Annotated in this window: 2 protein-coding genes; both read left to right on the top strand. The window is 75.3% G+C overall.

Annotated features, from left to right (window positions below; all coding sequences use genetic code 11):
- Positions 1–100: 100 nt before the first annotated feature.
- Positions 101–625, top strand: coding sequence for a flavin reductase family protein (locus ACFXGA_RS40110; protein WP_378098439.1), 525 nt, complete (start codon positions 101–103; stop codon positions 623–625).
- Positions 622–2,208 (top strand): acyl-CoA carboxylase subunit beta, encoded by a 1,587-nt coding sequence (locus ACFXGA_RS40115; protein ID WP_378098442.1) that lies wholly within the window; start codon positions 622–624, stop codon positions 2,206–2,208. The genes ACFXGA_RS40110 and ACFXGA_RS40115 overlap by 4 nt, the downstream gene beginning before the upstream one ends.
- Positions 2,209–2,491 lie beyond the last annotated feature (283 nt).

The raw sequence follows: 2,491 nt of genomic DNA on the forward strand, positions 1-2,491 counted from the left end.
GGGACCCCCACCGGTTCTCCCAATACCGGGGCGGCCCGCGCCGGGCCCGCGGCCGCCCCCGGCGGCGGCCGCCGCACCGCTCGCGGGAAGGACGTGTGCGATGGAACTGGCACCCGAGCTGACCGGGGTGTCCCCGACCGAGATGCGCTCCACCCTCGCCCGCTTCGCCACCGGCGTGGTCGTGCTGACCGTCGGCGGCGAGCACATGCACGGGATGACCGCGAACGCCTTCAGCTCCGTGTCGCTGGACCCGCCGCTGGTGCTGTGCTGCGTGGCCCGCACGGCGACCCTGCACGACGGGATCGCCGCGGCCGGGCACTTCGCGACCTCCGTGCTGAGCGGTGACCAGGAGGCCAGCGCCCGCTGGTTCGCCGACCGCGACCGGCCCGCCGGGCGGGCCCAGTTCGACCGGGTCGACTGGACGCCGGGACCGGCCACCGGCGCGCCGGTGCTGACCGACGCGCTGGCGTGGCTGGAGTGCGAGCTGGTCGACGTGCACGAGGCGGGCGACCACTCGCTGTTCATCGGCCGGGTGCTCGGCACGGGCCGCGGCGACGGCCGGGCCGGGCTGCTGTTCTTCGACGGCGGGTACTGGCAGGTCGACACGAGCGAAAGGCGACGATGAGCATCTCCGAGATCGACATCCGGCCCGCCGTGCGGCCGGCGGCGGCCCCCGCGCCCGCGCCGCGGACCATGCGGGCATTGCGGGAGCGGCGCGACGAGCTGGCCGACCGCATCGCGCTGGGCGATCGGGTCGCGGTGGAGCGGCAGCACCGGCTGGGCAAGCGGACCGCCCGGGAGCGGCTGGAGCTGCTGCTGGACCCCGGCTCGTTCGTCGAGGTCGACATGTACCGGCGCGGCACGACCGGCGCGCACACCGACGGCGTGGTGGCCGGCTCGGGCACGGTGGACGGGCGGCGGGTGTTCGTCTACGCGCAGGACTTCACCATCTCCGGCGGCTCGCTGGGCGCGGGCCACGCCGCGAAGATCCACAAGGTGCTCGACCTGGCCCTGGCCACCGGCGCGCCGGTCGTCGCGCTCAACGACAGCGGCGGCGCGCGCATCCAGGAAGGCGTGATGGCGCTGGACGGCTACGGCGGCATCTTCCGCCGCCAGGTCGAGGCGTCGGGCGTCATCCCGCAGATCAGCGTGGTGCTGGGGCCGTGCGCGGGCGGCGCGGCCTACTCGCCCGCCCTGGCCGACTTCACGTTCATGGTCCGCGACACCGCGCAGATGTACCTGACCGGCCCGGACGTGGTGAAGGCGGTGAGCGGCGAGCGGGTGACGCACGACCAGCTCGGCGGCGCCGACGTGCACGGGTCGATGTCGGGTGTGGCGTCGTTCGTGCACGACGACGAGGAGAGCTGCCTGGCCGACGTGCGGTACCTGCTGTCCTTGCTGCCGTCGAACAACCTGGAGCCGCCGCCGTCGTGCGAGCCGCCCGAGGACGACGACCTGCGGCCCGACCTGGCGTCGCTGGTGCCGGTGGAGCCGAACCAGCCCTACGACATCCGGGCGGTGATCGCCGAGGTCGTGGACGACGGCGAGTTCCTGGAGGTGCACGAGCGGTGGGCGGGCAACGTGGTGTGCGCGCTCGCCCGGGTGGCCGGCGAGGTGGTCGGCGTGGTCGGCAACCAGCCGCTGGTGCTGGCCGGCGTGCTGGACACCGCCGCGTCCCAGAAGGCGGCCCGGTTCGTGCGGTTCTGCGACGCGTTCAACATCCCGCTGGTGACGCTGGTGGACGTGCCGGGGTTCCTGCCGGGCACCGACCAGGAGTACGGCGGCGCGATCCGGCACGGCGCGAAGCTGCTGTACGCCTACTGCGAGGCGTCCGTGCCGCGGGTGCAGGTGATCCTGCGCAAGGCGTACGGCGGCGCGTACATCGTGATGGACTCCCGGTCCATCGGCTGCGACCTGTCCCTGGCGTGGCCGACGAACGAGATCGCGGTGATGGGCGCGGAGGCCGCGGTGAACGTCATCCACCGCAAGGAGCTGGCCGCCGCGGCCGATCCCGAGGAGCTGCGGTCGGTGCTCGTGGCCCGGTACAGCGACGAGCTGGTGCACCCCTACTACGCCGCCGAACGGGGGCTGGTGGACGACGTGATCGACCCGGCGCAGACCCGGGCGGCGGTGGTGCGGGGCCTGGCGATGCTGCGCGACAAGCGCCGCCGCGCCCCGGCCCGCAAGCACGGCAACGTGCCGTTGTGACGGTTCGGCGGCCGATCCCGGACCAACGGGGCGGCCGCGGACCGGCCCCCCCCCCCGCTTCCGCGTGCCCGGGACCGGCCGGCGGTGCGGGTTGGGCTGGGGTCCCCCTCGACGACGACGGCAGGCCGCTGTTCGACCCCACCGCGCGGTCGCCGGTGCCGCGCGACCGCTTGGACCCGCCGAGGTAGCACGAGGAACCGCCCCCCCGCCCGGGGGGTGCGGGGGGTGGGGGCTGGGGGGGTCGCGCACACCCGCGCGCGGGGGGTCGGGGGCGCGCGCCCGC

Origin of the sequence: Actinosynnema sp. NPDC059335 (genome assembly GCF_042752395.1) — a bacterium.
In the GTDB taxonomy this organism is placed as follows: Bacteria; Actinomycetota; Actinomycetes; order Mycobacteriales; family Pseudonocardiaceae; genus Actinosynnema.

Bases quoted from the DNA above. Each gene is read 5' to 3' on its own strand.
- ACFXGA_RS40110 (WP_378098439.1), top strand. From the start codon at position 101: ATGGAACTGGCACCCGAGCTGACCGGGGTGTCCCCGACCGAGATGCGC.
- ACFXGA_RS40115 (WP_378098442.1), top strand. From the start codon at position 622: ATGAGCATCTCCGAGATCGACATCCGGCCCGCCGTGCGGCCGGCGGCG.